Below are 15,757 nucleotides of genomic sequence, written 5' to 3'. Positions count from 1 at the left end.
CGGGATCACTGACCGGAAACGGCAGCCGGCTGCTCGGCGGGGGCCTGCTCGGCGGCGGGAGCCGGCTCGGCCGGGGCCTGCTCGGCGGCGGGCTCCTCGTCGGCCTTCTTCGGCTCCTCGAGCAGCTCACGCTCCCACTCGGCCAGCGGCTCGTCGGTGGCGACACCCGCCTCCGGCTTCTCGTCGCCACCACGGCGACGGCCGGAACGGGCGATCAGGCCGTCGGCGACGGCGGCGGCCACGACCTTGGTCAGCAGCTCGGCCGAGCGGATCGCGTCGTCGTTACCCGGGATCGGGAAGTCGACCTCGTCCGGGTCGCAGTTGGTGTCGAGCACCGCGATCACCGGGATGCCCAGCTTGCGGGCCTCGTCGACGGCGATGTGCTCCTTCTTGGTGTCGACGATCCAGACCGCAGCCGGAAGCTTCTGCATGTCCCGCAGACCACCGAGGGTCTTGGTGAGCTTGATCTTCTCGCGGGAGAGCTGCAGGGTCTCCTTCTTGGTGTAACCGGCGGCGGTGCCGCTGAGGTCACCGAGGGCCTCCAGCTCCTTCATCCGCTGCAGCCGCTTGTACACCGTCTGGAAGTTGGTGAGCATGCCGCCGAGCCAACGGTGGTTGACGTACGGCTGGCCGACCCGGGTCGCCTGCTCGGCGATGGCCTCCTGGGCCTGCTTCTTGGTGCCGACGAACAGGATGCTGCCGCCCTCGGCCACCGTGTTACGCACGAACTCGTACGCCTTCTCGATGTAGTCGAGGGTCTGGCGCAGGTCGATGATGTAGATGCCGTTGCGCTCGGTGAAGATGAAGCGCTTCATCTTCGGGTTCCAGCGCCGGGTCTGGTGCCCGAAGTGAACACCACTTTCCAGCAGCTGACGCATGGTCACGACGGCCATGGTTCGTACTCCTTGGGGTCCCTGGTTCGTCCGCTCGGCCGGCGGCCGAGTGGCCTGGTGCCCGGTCGTCGGCCAGGATGGGCCCGACAGGGTCGGGACCAGGGAGGCCGCCGCCGCACGACGACTTCGTGAGGAGGGCACGCGAGGTCGACCGCGCAAGGCGGTCGCCAGTCGACCAGTGTACGCGCCCGCCCCGCCGCCCAACCCCCGGGTGCAAGGAAGGGGCCCTTGTTAACGCCTGCGGTAGAGGAAGGGCCCCCTGTTAACAACCGCCGAACGCGAGGTCAGCCGGCGGCGAGCGCCGCAGCGAGGAAGAGCGCCAGCCCGACCGTCAGGTAGGCCGTCGGCGGCCGCAGCCAGCCACGCGCCCCGTCGACGAGCGAGAACCCGGTGGTCCGCAGCCCGTACAGACCGACCGCGAAGATCGGCAGACCGGCCACCAGGAAGGTGCCCACCAGCACGTCGGCGGCGGCGACCGGGTCCGCGGTCGCCCCGTGCAGCAACACCCGCAACGCCGGCACCTCGAAGATCACCACCAGGACGGCGAAGAGTACGGCCATCACCGGCCGACGGGTCCGGTAGACGCCGTCACCACTGGGCGGCCCGGCCGGTACGCCCGGCACCTGATAGCCGGACTCCCCGGTCGTCGGCCGGAAGCCGGTGTCCCCGGCACCCTGCTGGCTGCCGGCGTCCCCCGCCGCCAGGTCGCCCCGGGGCGCCACCGGCGGCATCGGCCCGGTCGGCTGCTCCAGCGGATTCATCGCCTCCGTGCCCCGCTTCGCCTCCACGATCGGGTACCCGGTCAGCGGTACGGACCGGGCCGGGTCACCCACCACCGAGGCCAGCGGAGCCGGCTCGTCCACCGCCGACGCGAACGGCGCCGGATCGCTCACCGGCGGGGCGAACGGGGCCGGTTCGCTGAGCAACGGGTCTGCGCCGACCGGCGCGGCGGTCTCCCGGGCGGCACGCCAAGCCGGACGTTCGGTGGGCAACTCACCCGAAACGTCCGGGTCGGTCGACCCGGCCCGTCGGGCGCGCGAGGCCCGATAGCGCTCGGGCTCGGCCGGGGCGTCGGCGAGCGGATCCATCCCACTGAAACGTCGCGCGGCGGTGTCGTACCGGTCCTCGTCGTCGATCCGCTGCTCGGGGGTCACCGGCGCGTCGTCCCGGTACCGCGCCTCCGCCGTACCGCGCCAGTCCGGGTCACCGTAACCGTGGTCGCGGTCACCGGGATACCAACGCGACTCCTGGTCATCGGCAAAGCTACGTCGTCCGTCCACGCCCGGCACCGTATGCGACCGGCCGACCGTCCGCCATTCGACCCCAGCCCTGGCCAGCCCCGGGGAAGGGCAATTCGACCGGGTACGCAGAGTAAGAGGCTGATTCGTCACCCGACTTTGCCCTTAGCACACCGAGGGCATGATCGTTTGTCTGTCCACAGCACCTCCGGTCGTCCACAGGCCGCACCGGTGGGGGCACCCCGACCGGCCCTCTGCGGGCAGGGTGCCGGCCATGACCAAGCGGAACCAGGCGGTCGGCGGGTACGGGGAACGATGCGCCGTCCGACACCTGATCGAGGCAGGGCTGCGCCCGGTGGCCCGGAACTGGCGCTGCCCCTCCGGCGAGATCGACATCGTCGCCTGGGACGGGCCGGTGCTCGTCATCTGTGAGGTGAAGACCCGCCGCAACCACGACTTCGGCACCCCGGCCGAGGCGGTGGTCCGGCACAAGGCCCGCCGGCTGCGTCGGCTCGCCGTCGCGTGGCTGGCGGCCACCGGCACCACCGCCGACGAGATCCGCTTCGACGTCGTCTCGGTGCTGCTGCCGCGCGCCGGCCGGGCGCAGGTCGAGCATCTCAAGGGAGCGTTCTGATGAGCTACGCCCGGGTGCTCTGCGTCGGCCTGGTCGGCGTCACCGGTCACCTGGTGGAGGTGGAGGCGGATCTCGCGCCCGGCCTGCCCGCAGTGGTCATCTCCGGGCTGCCGGACACCGCGCTGCACGAGGCGCGCGACCGGGTCCGGGCCGCCGTGGTCAACTCGGGTCAGCGCTGGCCGAACCGCCGCATCACCCTCAATCTGCTGCCAGCCACCCTGCCCAAGTTCGGCTCGGCCTTCGACCTCGCGATCGCGGTGGCACTGCTCGGTGGCTCCGGCGAGCTGCCACTGGCACCGCTGGACGGCGTGGTGATCCTCGGCGAACTGGGCCTGGACGGGACCGTCCGGCCGGTACGGGGCGTACTGCCGATGGCCGCCGCGGCGGCCCGGGCCGGCGTCGAGCGGGTGATCGTGCCGGCCGCCAACAGCGCCGAGGCCGCCGTGGTGCCCGGGCTGCGCGTCCGGGGCGTGGACACCCTGCACCGGCTGATCGCGTTCGTCCGCGACGGTGCGCCACTGATCGAGCCGCCGACCCACGTACCGACGCCCGCCACCTCCGGTCCCGACCTGGCCGAGGTGGCCGGGCAGGGGCTCGGTCGGCGGGCCCTGGAGGTCGCTGCCGCCGGCGGCCACCACCTGGCGCTGATCGGCCCACCGGGTGCCGGCAAGACGATGCTCGCCGAGCGTCTGCCGTCGATCCTGCCGGAGCTGGACGACGACGCCGCGCTGGAGGTCACCGCCCTGCACTCGATCGCCGGGCTGTTACCGGCCGAGGGTGGGCTACTGCGCCGCCCGCCGTTCCAGGCCCCGCACCACACCGCGACCATCCCCGCCATCGTCGGCGGTGGGGCGGGACTGGCCCGGCCCGGCGCGATCTCACTGGCCCACCGAGGGGTCCTCTTCCTCGACGAGGCTCCGGAATTCAGTCGCGCCGCCCTGGAGGCGTTACGCCAACCGCTGGAGCACGGCCGGGTGCACCTGGCCCGCAGCCGGGGCGGCGCGGAATACCCCGCCCAGGCCCAGCTGGTGATCGCGGCGAATCCGTGCCCGTGCGCCAACCCGGCCGGCGACGACCGTTGCGAGTGTCCCCCGCAGGCCCGCCGCCGCTACCTGGCCCGGCTCTCCGGTCCGCTGCTCGACCGGATCGACCTGCAGGTGCGGCTGCTGCCGATGCGCGCCGCCGAACTCATGGAGGCCGGCACGCACGAGTCCTCCACGGCGGTGGCGGCCCGGGTGGTCGCCGCCCGTGCCGCCGCAGCGGATCGCTGGTCGGCGTTGGGCCGCCGGCTCAACGCCGAGGTGCCCGGCACGCGGCTGCGCCGGCCGCCGTGGCAACTGCCCGCCGCCGACACCGCCGAACTACGGGCCCGGCTGGATTCGGGGTCGCTCTCCGCCCGCGGCTTCGACCGGGTCATCCGGCTCGCCTGGACGATCGCCGACCTCGACGGGCGCGCCCGCCCGGACCGGCACGACGTCGGCGAGGCCATCCACCTCAGAACGGGAGAGGCAATATGAGCAGGTACGACGAGACGACGCTGGCCCGGGTCGCGTTGACCTGGCTGGCCGAGCCGGGCACCCGCTCGGTGTACGCGCTGGTCGCCGAACTCGGCCCGGTGGCCGCCCTGGAGTTGCTGCTCGACGGCGCAGCGCCGCACGAGGACCTGCGCGACAGTGTGGCGGCACGCAGCCGGGCCGGGGACGCCCGGGCCATCGCCGCCGAGGCCCTCGAACGCGGCGAACGGCTCGGTGCCCGGGTCGTCGTGCCCGGCGACGACGAATGGCCCGGCACGGTCGAGGAGCTCCGCAAGCTCCGGCTCTCCGACGCGCGCCGCCGGGTCGACCGGGAGACCGATCCACCGCTCTGCTTCTGGGTACGCGGACCGTGGCCGCTGGCCGAGGCGCTGGACCGGTCCGTGGCCGTGGTGGGGGCACGAGCCGCCACGCCGTACGGTCTGCACGTCGCCCGGGAACTGGGCTACGGCCTGGCCGACCGGGACTGGACTGTCGTCTCCGGCGGAGCGTTCGGCATCGACGCCGCCGCGCATCGAGGTGCGTTGAGTGCGGGTGGCCGGACCGTCGCGGTGCTCGCCTGCGGCGTCGATCGCCCCTATCCGGCGGGCAACACGGCGTTGTTCGACCGGATCGCCGACTCGGGCCTGCTGGTGAGCGAGTGGCCACCAGCCGCCGAGCCACTTCGTCCCCGCTTCCTCATCCGCAACCGGGTGATCGCCGCCGGCACGAAGGGCACGGTGCTGGTGGAGGCGGCGGCGCGCAGCGGCGCGACCCAGACCACCAGACGAGCCCTCGCCCTGAACCGTCCGGCGATGGTGGTGCCCGGCCCGGTCACCTCGGCGATGTCCGTCGGCGCGCACGAGATCCTGCGCGAGGAGCCGGGGGCCCGACTGGTGACCGGTCTCGCCCACGTGCTGGAGGAGGTGGGCCGGATCGGCGAGCTGGCCCCGGTGCCGCGCGGCCCGGACCGACCCACCGATGTGATCGACGACGATGCGCGGGCGATCGTGGAGGCGATGCCCCGTCGAGGCACGATCGGCGTGGACGACCTCGCGGCCCGGGCCGGCCTGGCCGTACGCACGGTGCTGCGCAAGATGTCCCTGTTGGAGGAGTTGGCCCTGGTGGTACGCCGCGACGACGGCTACGCCCTGGTCCCACCGCGCCGCGCGGGCTGATCTGCAAACCCACCGCGCCGGCTGAGCTGTCCGCCCGGTCGCGCAGGTTGAGCAGCGCCACCGGTGCGCGGCAGGTTCGCGGGCGCCACCGCCTCGTCCTAGGCTGGACTGCGTGGGGGGTACCGAAGACCGCAGCACCCGCGGCACCCGGGTCGTGCACGCGGCGCTGCCGGAGCCGCTGCGGGACGCGGTGGACGAGTTCGCCCGACACCTCGCCTCGGTCCGCAACCACTCGGCCCACACCGTGCGGGCGTACGTCGCCGATCTGGTGTCCCTGTTGGATCATGCCCACCGGATGGGCTGCGCCGAGGTGGCCGAGCTGAGCCTCGACACGGTACGCAGTTGGCTGGCCAAGCAGCGGACGATGGGAGCCGCCCGGGCGTCGCTGGCCAGGCGGGCAGCGGCGGCACGCACCTTCAGTGCCTGGGCGCACCGGGGCGGGCTGCTACCCACCGACGTGGCCGCCACACTGGCCAGCCCCCGTCCGCAACGCACCCTGCCCACCGTGCTCCGCACCGACCAGGCCGCGCTGCTCGTCGAGGCACCGACCCGCAACAGCACCAGCCACACCCACCCCACCCCCGACGACCACACCGTTGCTGACCACGCCGACAGCCACCGCACCGCCGATGTCCACCCCACCGCTGACGAGCACGGCACCGCAGGCGGGCCGGTCGCCGCTGAGACCGGGGACGGTGCCGGGGCGGAAGATGTGGTCGCCGAGGCGGTGCGGTTACGGGACCGGGTGCTGCTGGAGTTGCTCTACGGCACCGGGGTGCGGGTCAGCGAGGCCTGCGGCATCGACGTCGCCGACGTCGACCATGGCCGGCGGGTGGTTCGGGTCCGAGGTAAGGGCGGACGGGAACGGGTCGTGCCGTACGGCTCGCCTGCTCAACGGGCCCTCGACGAGTGGCTGCGGCGGGGACGTCCGGTGCTCGTGGTCCCGGGCTCGCGCGACGCGTTGCTCCTCGGCGTCCGGGGTGGGCGGCTGAACCCGACGACCGCCCGTCAGATCGTCGGGGCGTACGCGCAGGCCACCGGCCTGCCCCGGATCGGCCCGCATGCGCTGCGCCACTCGGCCGCCACCCACCTGCTGGAAGGCGGGGCGGACCTGCGTGCGGTGCAGGAGTTGCTGGGGCACTCGTCGCTGGCCAGCACGCAGGTCTACACCCACGTCTCGGTCGACCGGCTCCGCGCCGCATACCGCCAGGCCCACCCCCGCGCCTAGGGACTGCGCAAGATCCATCACGGCGGGCCGGGGACGGCGTTACGATCATCCGGTGAGCGTCCCGTTGCCTCCTGAGCCGATCCCTGGCGCTCGCCTGCTCTTCTCCCTCGACCCGGCGGTCAGCCACCTCAACCACGGCTCGTTCGGCGCGGTGCCGATCACCGTGCAGCGGGCCCAGCAGCGGTTGCGCGACGAGATGGAAGCCGATCCGCTGCGCTTCTTCACCGAGGGTCTGGTCGACCGGATCACGCACGCCCGCCGGCACCTGGCCGGCTTCCTCGGCGCCGACCCGGACGGCACGGCCCTGACCGCCAACGCCACCACCGGCGTGGCCGTGGCGTTGCAGTCGGTCGGGTTGCGGCCGGACGACGAGGTGCTCACCACCGACCACGGCTACGGTGCGGTCGACTTCGCCATCCGCCGGGAATGTGAACGCACCGGGGCGACCCATCGGGTGCTGCGGGTGCCGCTGTCCGCCACCACCGAGGAGATCGTGCAGATCGTTCGCTCCGGGCTGCGTCCGGGGCGTACCCGACTGGTCGTGGTCGACCAGCTCACCTCGGCGACGGCGCGACTGTTCCCGGTCGCCGCGATCGTGGGTGTGGCGCGGGAACACGGCGTGTCGGTGCTTGTCGACGCCGCCCACGCGCCCGGCATGCTGCCGGCGTCCGTGCAGAGCATCGGTGCCGACTTCTGGGTCGGTAACCTGCACAAGTGGGGGTACGCGCCCCGGGGCACGGCCGTCCTCGTGGTCTCCCCGACCTGGCGGGAGCGGGTCGAACCGCTGGTGGTCTCCTGGGAGCAGGAGGCGGGCTTCCCGGGCCGGTTGGAGTGGCAGGCGACCGCGGACTACACCGGCTGGCTGAGCGCCCCGGTGGGGCTCTACGTCCTGCGTACGCTCGGCGTGGACCGGGTGCGTGCGCACAACGCGGCGCTGGCCGCGTACGGGCAGCGGGTGGTGGGGGACGCTCTCGGCGTGCGACCGGCCGACCTGCCCGACCCCGGCGGACCCACGGTCGCCATGCGGATCATCCCGTTGCCGGCGGGCCTCGCCACCACCATGGAGGGCGCGCGGGCGCTGCGGGCCCGGATCGCCGAGCGGCTCGCCGCCCAGGTCGCGGTCAACAGCTGGGACGGGCGGGGCTGGTTGAGACTCTGCGGCCAGGTGTACAACTCGCCCGACGAGTACGACCGGCTCGCCGTGCAACTGCCCACCCTGCTCGACCAGCGCTGAGGGGCGCGTCGGCCACCGGCAGCAGCCGGGTCCGGCCGAGACCGAGCAGGGCCAGCGGGTCGAGGTAGTCGTTGCCCCGCCGCAGCCCCCAGTGCAGGCAGGCGGCCTGCGGACAGCCCGCGTGGCCGGGCAGCAGAACCCCCAGCACGGTGCCTGCCGGCACCGCCGTGCCGACGGTGACCGCCGGTTCCACCGGCTCGTAGGTGGTGCGCAGCCCGTCGGCATGGGCCACCGAGATCACCGGACGGCCGGCGACCATGCCGGCGTACGAGATCGTGCCGGCACCGGCGGCCCGGATCGTCGCGCCGTCCGGCGCGAGCAGGTCCACCCCACGATGGCCGGCCAGCCAGGGACGAGGCGGCGGATCGAACCGGCGGACCGGCCGGGGCTGCCCGTCGACCGGCCACCGGTATCGCCCGGCGCTGCCCGCCGCAGCGACCCCGGGCGGCAACACCAGCGCAGCCACCGAAACGGCCGGACCCTGATGATCGACGGCCGACGGACCCACCGTCGGCAACGACGACCAGCGCGACGGCGTCGACGACGAGGGTGGCGGCGTTGACGACAAGGGTGGCGGCGTGAACGACAAGGGTGGCGGCGGGTACGCGACAAGTGGCACCAGCAGGAGGGCGCAGAGCGCGCCGGATCGGGTCACCATGGCGGCGAGTGTGCGCGTCGTCGGCGCGACTTCGCTGCCCGGCGGGCCTCGCCTGTGGACGACGCGACGCCCTGTGGACAGACCACGCCGACACAGTTGATCTGCTATGGCATCACGTGGCGACCGAGGGCTGCTGCGGGGACGACGCGGAGCGCCGGACGGACCCGGCACGCCGATGTGGACCGATCACGGGCGGGTGGGGGCCGCCGTGACGACAACGCCGCCGAGGATCAGCCGCCGAAGCCGGAGTCGGCGGGCAGCGAGATGTCGGGCTTCTCCAACTCCTCGACGTTGACATCCTTGAACGTCATCACCCGGACGTTCTTGACGAACCGGGCAGGACGGTACATGTCCCACACCCACGCGTCATGCATCTCGACCTCGAAGTAGACCTCGCCGTCGGAGTTGCGCACGTGCAGGTCGACCTGGTTGGCCAGGTAGAACCGCCGCTCGGTCTCCACCACGTAGGAGAACTGACGGACGATGTCGCGGTACTCCCGGTAGAGCTGCAGCTCCATCTCGGTCTCGTACTTTTCGAGGTCTTCCGCGCTCATCGCACTCCGCCTTCCATGACCACATCTTCCCCCACCGGCGCTGGGCGCTGACGCTGCTCGCCCAACGCCACGCCGACGGTACCCCCTGCGAAGCCTGAGCGCTCCATCGGCTCGTCCCGGCTTGCGCCAAGCGGTCGACGTGAGCGGGGCGGGCGGTCGTCCAGGCCGGAGACGGCCGCGACGTTGACGTAGGAGAACCGGTGTTCCCGGCACGGACCATGCTCGCGCAGCGCCGCCGTGTGGTCGGCGGTGATGTACCCCTTGTGCTCGGCGAAGCCGTAGCCGGGGTGCTCGGCGTCGAGGTCGACCATGATCCGATCCCGGGTCACCTTGGCCAGCACGCTCGCCGCCGCCACGCAGGCCGCCACCCGATCACCCTTCCACACGGCGAGACCGGGCACGTCCAGACCGTCGACGCCGAACCCGTCGGTCAACACGTACTCCGGTCGCACGGTCAGCGAGGCCAGCGCCCGACGCATCGCGGCCAGGTTGCACACGTGCAGCCCGCGGGCGTCGACCTCCTCGGCCGGGATGACCACCACGGCGTACGCCAGGGCACGCGCGACCACCTCGTCGTACACCCGCTCCCGGCTGGCCGGGGTGAGCAGCTTGGAGTCGGCCAGACCGTCGATCTCGCCCCGCCGCCCCTCCGGCAGCACCGCGGCGGCGGCGACAAGCGGCCCGGCGCACGCGCCCCGGCCGGCCTCGTCGGCACCGGCGACGTGCCGGAAGCCACGCCGCTGCAAGGCCCGTTCCAGCGCGTAGAGCCCGGCCTCCCGGCGCACGACCGTGCGCGGCGGGGTCAGCACGGCGCACCGCCGGCCGTGGCCGGCACGTCGGTCAACGCCCGGGTCAGGACCGCCGGCAGGTCCGGCGGGTAGCACCGCTCGGCGGTGCTGCGCAGCTCCTCGGCCGACCACCACCGGTAGCCGTCCACGCTGCCCCGCTCCACCTCGCTGAACCCGGTGGTGTCCACCTCGTGGGCGGCCACCCGCACCAGGAAGAACCGCTGTTCCTGCCGGTAGGACACCCCGTCGAAGGAGAACTCGATGACGTCGGCGTGCACCGGCTCACCGAACTCGGCCACGGGCAACCGCAACCCGGTCTCCTCCGCCAGCTCACGCGCCGCGCCGTCGGCGTACGTCTCCCCCGGGTCCAGACCGCCGCCGGGGGTGAACCACCAGCGTCCGCCCTGCGGCTGGGCCGGATCGAAGCCGCGGAAGAGCAGCAGCCGATCGGCCTGGTCGACCAGGAGCACCCGGGCGGCGCGCCTCGGGGTGTATCGCGTCACCGCACCAGACTGCCAGACGTCACCGACAACGCCCACGTCGCCGTCCCACCCGACCTGCCGGCACCGTCAGGGTGCCGGAATCGCCTCGAACCCCTCGGGCACCGTGAGCAGGGTGGCCCGGTTGAACGGCCAGAAGACGGTGAAGGCCCGACCCACGACGTCCTTCTCGGGGATGGTGGCCGCGGTGACGTTCTCGCCGGACTGCTGGTAGTGCTCCAGCGAGTCGCCGGAGGCAGAGCGGTGGTCGCCCATCACCCAGAGCCGACCCTCCGGTATGACGACGTCGAACTCCTGGTCCGCCGGCTTGTCCCGCTGACCGTCGAAGGAGAAGATGTACGGCTCGTCCAGCGGCACCCCGTTGATCATCAGGCGGTCCTGCGCGTCGCAGCAGACCACCCGGTCACCGCCGACGCCGATGATCCGCTTGATGAAGTCCTCGCCCGCGGGGTTGCCGCTCCACTCGACGGGCGCCTTGAAGACGATCACCTCACCGCGGTGCGGCGTCCGGAAGTTGTACACCAACTTGTTGACCAGCACCCGATCGTCGATCTTGAGGGTGTTCTCCATGGACGGCGACGGGATGAAGAAGGTCTGCAGTACGAAGGCCCGCACCAGTACCGCGACCAGGATCGCCACCCCGAGAAGGATGGGCAGTTCCTTCCAGAAGGAGTGGCGCGGCTTGTCGGTCTGCTCGTCAATCACGGGAGGAGCCTACGTTGCCCGGATCGGTGCCACCGCGTCGAACGCGCGAGAACGGAGAGTACGGCTGCGATCGGAAGTGCCAGGAAGGCTCCGCCCTCGGTCGTGGGCCGCACCGGTGGCGCGGCACCGCCGCTGGCCGTGACCGGTGACGGCACGTTGGCGAACGTCTCCGGAACGGGCAGGGTGTGCCAGCGGTTGGAGGGCCAGACCACCGCGAAGGCCCGTCCCACCACGTTGTCGATCGGCACGGTGCCCTGGCAGCGGGCATCCTGCGAGACGAGACGGTGGTCGCCGAGCACGAACATATGCCCGGGCGGGACCACGATCTCCTCGAACCGCCGGGACCGGCACTCCTGCGCGTTGGGGGGCAGGTCCAGTGGCGAGTCGCGCAACACGTACGCCGACTCGTCCAGCGGGGTGCCGTTCACCAGCAGCCGCCCCTGGTCGTCACAACAGCTCACCCGGTCACCGGGCAGCCCGATGACGCGCTTGATGAAGTCCTTCTCCCCCGGGCGGCTCAGCCCGACCAGGTCACCGACGGTGCGGCCGAGCCGGTCGACGAAGCCGCCGGCCGGCTCCACCTCCACCTGTGGAACCCACTTGTCGGTGCCCCGGAAGACCACCACCTCGCCGCGCTGCGGATCCCGCACGTTGTAGACGACCTTGTTGACCAGGACGCGGTCGCCGACGAGGAGGGTGTCCTCCATCGACCCGGAGGGGATGAAGAAGGCCTGGAGCAGGAACGTACGGATCAGCACGGCGAGACAGAAGGCGACGACGAGCAGCAGCGGTAGTTCCTGCCAGAGCGGCATCTGCGGCTTGTTGCGCCGGGTCCGTCGGCGCCATGGATCAACCGAGCCGCTGTCGTCAAGCGCCTGTACCACGCGCACTCCCCGGTCCACAGAAACGACTACCGCCCGGCAGTCTCGTCGAGACTTCCCGGGCGGTAGTGGAGGTCCCCCGCCATGCACGGCGGGTCGCCGCCGCGCTGCGCCCGTACGACCAGGGTAGTGCGACCCCGAGCGTACGACATACGCGCAGCTTAGGCGGCGTGGCGCAGGGCGAGGTCAGCTCGGCTGCTTCTCGCGCAGCTCCTTGATCTTGGCCTTCTTGCCCCGCAGCTCACGCAGGTAGTAGAGCTTGGCCCGACGGACGTCACCGCGGGTCACGACCTCGATCCGGTCGATCGCCGGGCTGTTGATCGGGTAGGTCCGCTCGACACCGACGCCGAAGCTGAGCTTGCGAACGGTGAAGGTCTCGCGCAGTCCGTCACCCTGGCGGCGGATGACGACGCCCTGGAAGATCTGGACCCGGGACCGGTTGCCCTCGACCACCCGGGCGTGCACCTTGACGGTGTCACCGGCACGGAAGGCGGGAAGGTCGGTGCGCTTCGACTGGGCGTCAAGGGCGTCCAGGATGTTCATCGCTGCGTCCTCGTGAGGCTCACGGCGCACCGTCAATCGGCGCGCGGATGGGTGATACTGATCCCCGGGTGGTGGTCGGTGGCACCAGACCCCGGTCGGGGATCCTCGCAGCCGTCCACGGCGCAGACGTCTGCGGCAACCCCTCTACTTTGCCACATCGGGTCCGGGCACCGGAAACCCGCCCCGGTCCAGCGCCGCCACGTCCCGTTTGTCCAGCTCCCGGGGGTCGAGCGCGGCGAGCATGTCGGGCCGACGACGGCCGGTACGCTCCAACGCCGCGTCCCTGCGCCAGCGGGCGATCCGGCCGTGGTCGCCGGAGCGCAGCACCTCCGGCACGTCCAGCCCCCGCCAGGTCGCCGGCTTGGTGTACATCGGCGCCTCCAGCAGCCCGTGCGCGTGCGACTCCTCGGTCAGCGAGCCGGCGTTGCCGAGCACCCCGGGCAGCAGCCGGACGACCGCCTCCAGGATCACCAGCACCGCGACCTCACCACCGAAGAGCACGTAGTCGCCGAGGCTGACCTCGGTGACCGGCATCCGGGTCGCCGCATGGTCGAGCACCCGCTGGTCGATGCCCTCGTACCGGCCGCAGGCGAAGAGCAGGTGCGGCTCGGCGGCCAACTCGTACGCCAGCGCCTGGGTGAACGGCACGCCGGCCGGGGACGGCACCAGCAGCCGGGGCGCAGCCGACTCGGCGGGCGCCAGGGCGTCCAGCGCCGCACCCCACGGCTCGGGCCGCATCACCATGCCGGGCCCGCCACCGTACGGAGTGTCGTCGACGGTGCGGTGCACGTCGTGGGTCCAGCTGCGCAGATCGTGTACGCCCAGCCGCAGCGTGCCGTTGGCCCGCGCCTTGCCGATCAGCGACAGGTCCAGCGGAGCGAAGTACTCCGGAAAGATCGACACGATGTCGACGCGCATCAGGGGTGCTCCGCGGGGATCAGAGGTCGAGCAGGCCGTCGGGCAGGTCGACCACGACGCGACCACCGGCGAGATCGACCTCGGGAACCATCACCTTGATGAAGGGAATCAGCGCGGTACGCCCCTCGGGGCGACGCAGCACCAGCAGATCCGAGGCGGGTGCGTGGTCGATCCGGGCCACCTCGCCCAGGCGCTCCCCGGCCGGGGTGACCACGGCGAGCCCCACCAACTGGTGGTCGTGGAACTCCTCCGGGTCCTCCGGCGGGGCCACGTCGGCGCTGTCCACGGCGAGCAGAGTGCCCCGCAAGGCCTCCGCGACGTTGCGGTCCAGCACACCCTCGAAGGCGACCAGGAGATGACCCTGGTGCCAGCGGGCAGCCTCCACGGTCAGCTCGGCGGGCACCTCGTAGCGCTCTCCCGGGCTGGCGGCCGGCTCCTGACGGCCACGGGGAACCGCCCCCGGCGTGGTAATCAACACCATGCCGGGGGCGAACCGCGTCTCGGGCTCGTCCGTACGGACCTCCACGGTGACCTCACCGCGGATGCCGTGCGGCTTACCGATCCTGCCGACGATGAGCTGCATCAGTACGAGTCGACGATGTCGACGCGCACGCCGCGCCCACCGATGGAGCCGATCACCTGGCGCAGTGCCTTGGCGGTCCGACCGGACCGCCCGATCACGGTGCCCAGGTCCTCGGGGTGCACGCGAACTTCGAGCCGCTTGCCCCGACGGGAGTCGACCATCCGGACGCGTACGTCATCGGGGTGGTCGACGATGCCCTTGACCAGGTGCTCCAACGCCGGCCGCAGTGCCATGTCAGGCCTGCTCGCCGGAGTCCGCAGCGGCCGGCGCCTCGGCCTTCGGCGCCTCAGCCTCGGCCTTGGCGGCCTTCTTCGCCGGCTTGGCCGGGGTGTCCGCCACACCGGCGGCAGCCTTCGCCTCGGCCTCGTAGGCGGCCGTGCGGTCGACCCGCTCCGGCGCCACCTTCAGCGGCGGCGGGGCCGGCAGGCCCTTGAACTTCTGCCAGTCACCGGTCAGCTCCAGCAGCCGCTGCACCGCCTCGCTCGGCTGCGCGCCGACGGACAGCCAGTACTGGACCCGCTCCGACTTGACCTCGATCACCGAAGGGTCTTCCTTCGGCTGGTAGATGCCGACGAACTCGATCGCCCGGCCGTCACGCTTGGTGCGCGAGTCGGCGATGACGATGCGGTACTGCGGGTTGCGGATCTTGCCCATCCGCAGGAGCCGGATCTTTACGGCCACGGTTGTTTCGCTCCTGTTGCGATCTCACCGGCCCAGGTGGGCGGTGTGCACGGGTGAGCGCCAACCGGCACAGTGGGGTTGGGCCGGAGACTGCTCGGGTGGACTGGCGACGCGACCGGGTTAGAGGGCGCCGGACGCGCGCCGGATACCAGCCAGCCATTCTGCCAGATCCACCCCGGATCCCTCACATCGGACCGGGGCGGGTCACCCGAACCAGCCCGTATGTGACCCAGAACACAGCTGACTCAGCGTACGGGCGGGCGGTCCCAGCCGGCGGGTAGCGACTGCGGGGTTTCCCACTCCGGAGGCGGCGCGAAATCGCACCAGGTGCCGTCGAAGGGGAACTCACCGGCCTCGGCCAGGGCGATCACCCGCTTGCCCTCGGCTCGTACGGCCGCCTCGTCGGTCACCCAGTAGTGCTCCGGGAAGGCCAGCCGCTCGACGAACTCGCCCTCGTCCTTCCACTCCCAGCTGCGGTCGGGTCGGACCCAGACGTCGAGATCCTGGTCGATGATGTCGACGCCGGCCAGCCCGCCGTCGTCCCACCGGACGCCGTTCTCCTCCAGGTTGACGTACCACCCGGTGAACCGCCCCTGCGCGTCCCGGAACCACCAGACGGAATGCGCCGCCCCGGCAGGCAGGAACTTCAGCAACGGCGGCCCGTTCCACCGCCCCTGCTTCAGCTGGAACGTCGGAGTGAGCCACTCGGCAAACGGAGCCTCCCGCATCCCCAGCCCGGCAGCGTTCACCTCCGCCGCGACCGCCGACCCTTCGGCCACCCACAACAGCAGCCCACGCTCGTCGTCGCTGACCACCCGGGCAGGCCGCACCCACCCGATCCGCCCACGCCGCACGTTGCGGTGCACCACCAACCGCCCCACCTCAAACCTCACACCCCGACCCTACCGCCCCCCAACCCCCGCGATCTTGCACTTCTGGTCGCCGAAATGCACCTTTTCTTCGGGTTTACCCCGACAGAAAGTGCAAGATCGACGGGCAGAGCGGGGGTGGGGTGAGGACGGGGTGGGGT

17 protein-coding genes and 2 pseudogenes are annotated in these 15,757 nt (G+C 72.1%); 5 read left to right on the top strand and 14 right to left on the bottom strand.

The window, feature by feature from the left end; all coding sequences use genetic code 11:
• Positions 1-5: 5 nt before the first annotated feature.
• Positions 6-893 carry a 30S ribosomal protein S2 gene (gene rpsB, locus C1A38_RS18275; RefSeq protein ID WP_102658994.1) on the bottom strand — a complete coding sequence of 296 codons (888 nt, stop codon included), beginning with the start codon at positions 891-893 and terminating at the stop codon, positions 6-8.
• A gap of 284 nt (positions 894-1,177) precedes the next feature.
• A pseudogene (locus C1A38_RS18270) lies at positions 1,178-2,210 on the bottom strand (hypothetical protein).
• Positions 2,211-2,405: 195 nt separating this feature from the next.
• Between C1A38_RS18270 and C1A38_RS18265 the strand changes: the two are divergent.
• From C1A38_RS18265 to C1A38_RS18245, 5 genes are all read left to right on the top strand, one after another.
• Positions 2,406-2,765 (top strand): YraN family protein, encoded by a 360-nt coding sequence (locus tag C1A38_RS18265; RefSeq protein WP_102659034.1) that lies wholly within the window; start codon positions 2,406-2,408, stop codon positions 2,763-2,765.
• A complete protein-coding gene (locus C1A38_RS18260; RefSeq protein ID WP_102658992.1) occupies positions 2,765-4,282 on the top strand; it encodes a YifB family Mg chelatase-like AAA ATPase in 1,518 nt (505 codons plus the stop codon). The genes C1A38_RS18265 and C1A38_RS18260 overlap by 1 nt, the downstream gene beginning before the upstream one ends.
• Positions 4,279-5,454: a DNA-processing protein DprA gene (dprA, locus tag C1A38_RS18255; protein WP_102658991.1), complete on the top strand. Its 1,176-nt coding sequence runs from the start codon at positions 4,279-4,281 to the stop codon at positions 5,452-5,454. The genes C1A38_RS18260 and dprA overlap by 4 nt, the downstream gene beginning before the upstream one ends.
• A 112-nt stretch (positions 5,455-5,566) precedes the next feature.
• The gene (locus C1A38_RS18250; RefSeq protein WP_102658990.1) at positions 5,567-6,682 is read left to right on the top strand and encodes a tyrosine recombinase XerC; all 1,116 of its coding nucleotides are present in this window, start codon (positions 5,567-5,569) and stop codon (positions 6,680-6,682) included.
• 52 nt (positions 6,683-6,734) lie between these two features.
• Complete coding sequence (locus C1A38_RS18245; protein ID WP_102658989.1) at positions 6,735-7,916, top strand: aminotransferase class V-fold PLP-dependent enzyme; 1,182 nt, start codon at positions 6,735-6,737, stop codon at positions 7,914-7,916.
• Here C1A38_RS18245 and C1A38_RS18240 read toward each other — a convergent pair.
• From C1A38_RS18240 to C1A38_RS18185, 12 genes and pseudogenes are all read right to left on the bottom strand, one after another.
• The gene (locus C1A38_RS18240) at positions 7,804-8,571 is read right to left on the bottom strand and encodes a murein hydrolase activator EnvC family protein (RefSeq protein WP_502696943.1); all 768 of its coding nucleotides are present in this window, start codon (positions 8,569-8,571) and stop codon (positions 7,804-7,806) included. The genes C1A38_RS18245 and C1A38_RS18240 overlap by 113 nt on opposite strands.
• Before the next feature lie 233 nt (positions 8,572-8,804).
• On the bottom strand, positions 8,805-9,128 hold the full coding sequence (locus C1A38_RS18235; RefSeq protein WP_007075222.1) for a DUF2469 domain-containing protein: 324 nt from the start codon (positions 9,126-9,128) through the stop codon (positions 8,805-8,807).
• Positions 9,125-9,937 (bottom strand): ribonuclease HII, encoded by an 813-nt coding sequence (locus C1A38_RS18230; protein ID WP_102658987.1) that lies wholly within the window; start codon positions 9,935-9,937, stop codon positions 9,125-9,127. The genes C1A38_RS18235 and C1A38_RS18230 overlap by 4 nt, the downstream gene beginning before the upstream one ends.
• Positions 9,931-10,419, bottom strand: a complete 489-nt coding sequence (locus C1A38_RS18225; protein WP_102658986.1) for an NUDIX hydrolase — start codon at positions 10,417-10,419, stop codon at positions 9,931-9,933. Before C1A38_RS18225 ends, C1A38_RS18230 begins: the two co-directional genes overlap by 7 nt.
• A 66-nt stretch (positions 10,420-10,485) precedes the next feature.
• Positions 10,486-11,121 carry a signal peptidase I gene (lepB, locus tag C1A38_RS18220; protein ID WP_102658985.1) on the bottom strand — a complete coding sequence of 212 codons (636 nt, stop codon included), beginning with the start codon at positions 11,119-11,121 and terminating at the stop codon, positions 10,486-10,488.
• Between the two features lie 9 nt (positions 11,122-11,130).
• Positions 11,131-12,005, bottom strand: a pseudogene (gene lepB, locus C1A38_RS18215) (signal peptidase I).
• 183 nt (positions 12,006-12,188) lie between these two features.
• The gene (gene rplS / locus C1A38_RS18210) at positions 12,189-12,545 is read right to left on the bottom strand and encodes a 50S ribosomal protein L19 (protein ID WP_102658984.1); all 357 of its coding nucleotides are present in this window, start codon (positions 12,543-12,545) and stop codon (positions 12,189-12,191) included.
• A 144-nt stretch (positions 12,546-12,689) separates the two neighbouring features.
• The gene (gene trmD / locus C1A38_RS18205; protein ID WP_102658983.1) at positions 12,690-13,463 is read right to left on the bottom strand and encodes a tRNA (guanosine(37)-N1)-methyltransferase TrmD; all 774 of its coding nucleotides are present in this window, start codon (positions 13,461-13,463) and stop codon (positions 12,690-12,692) included.
• Between the two features lie 19 nt (positions 13,464-13,482).
• Positions 13,483-14,046, bottom strand: coding sequence for a ribosome maturation factor RimM (rimM, locus tag C1A38_RS18200; RefSeq protein ID WP_102658982.1), 564 nt, complete (start codon positions 14,044-14,046; stop codon positions 13,483-13,485).
• On the bottom strand, positions 14,046-14,306 hold the full coding sequence (locus C1A38_RS18195) for an RNA-binding protein (RefSeq protein WP_175440282.1): 261 nt from the start codon (positions 14,304-14,306) through the stop codon (positions 14,046-14,048). The genes rimM and C1A38_RS18195 overlap by 1 nt, the downstream gene beginning before the upstream one ends.
• Positions 14,281-14,727, bottom strand: coding sequence for a 30S ribosomal protein S16 (gene rpsP / locus C1A38_RS18190; protein ID WP_102658981.1), 447 nt, complete (start codon positions 14,725-14,727; stop codon positions 14,281-14,283). The genes C1A38_RS18195 and rpsP overlap by 26 nt, the downstream gene beginning before the upstream one ends.
• Positions 14,728-14,972: 245 nt before the next feature.
• Positions 14,973-15,620: a ribonuclease FAU-1 family protein gene (locus C1A38_RS18185; RefSeq protein ID WP_102658980.1), complete on the bottom strand. Its 648-nt coding sequence runs from the start codon at positions 15,618-15,620 to the stop codon at positions 14,973-14,975.
• Between the last annotated feature and the right edge of the window lie 137 nt (positions 15,621-15,757).

Source organism: Verrucosispora sp. ts21 (genome assembly GCF_002879555.1).
GTDB classification, from domain to species: domain Bacteria; phylum Actinomycetota; class Actinomycetes; order Mycobacteriales; family Micromonosporaceae; genus Micromonospora; species Micromonospora gifhornensis.
Note: the sequence above shows the minus strand (reverse complement) of the source record. Positions and strands in the feature narration are given on the sequence as shown.